The 449-nt window shown below is 50.8% G+C and carries 1 protein-coding gene; it reads right to left on the bottom strand.

Annotated features, from left to right (window positions below; all coding sequences use genetic code 11):
- The coding region (locus J1781_RS00310) for an HAD-IC family P-type ATPase (RefSeq protein WP_217233012.1) at window positions 1-449 on the bottom strand (449 nt) is incomplete at both ends.

The following is a 449-nucleotide window of genomic DNA, read 5'->3' as shown; positions in this document are numbered from 1 at the left end:
GCTCGCTAGCGCTTTCTACTGAGGCTACCAATGCGAGGAACTCGTCTTCATCTTGACCTACCTGCGCATCAATTGCGGTAAGCTCGGGCTTACCAGCGGTCAGTGTTCCGGTCTTGTCGACGACAATGGTATCGACTTTTTCCATACTCTCTAACGCTTCAGCATTTTTGATGAGGACGCCGTTTTGCGCGCCTTTGCCGGTACCACCCATAATGGACATCGGCGTCGCTAGACCAAGGGCACAAGGACAAGCAATAATCAGTACCGCAATCGCGTTAACCAAAGCATAGGCCATAGCGGGCTCAGGGCCGAATATCGCCCAGACAATAAAGGTAATGACGGAGCAAATAAGCACGATCGGTACGAACCACCCAGCTACCTTATCTACCAATTTCTGTATAGGTGCGCGGCTACGCTGGGCTTCAGCAACCATTTGTACAATTTTAGAT

The organism is Rahnella perminowiae, assembly GCF_019049695.1.
Taxonomy (GTDB): Bacteria; Pseudomonadota; Gammaproteobacteria; order Enterobacterales; family Enterobacteriaceae; genus Rahnella; species Rahnella perminowiae.
This window is presented reverse-complemented; position numbering and strand designations above follow the sequence as displayed.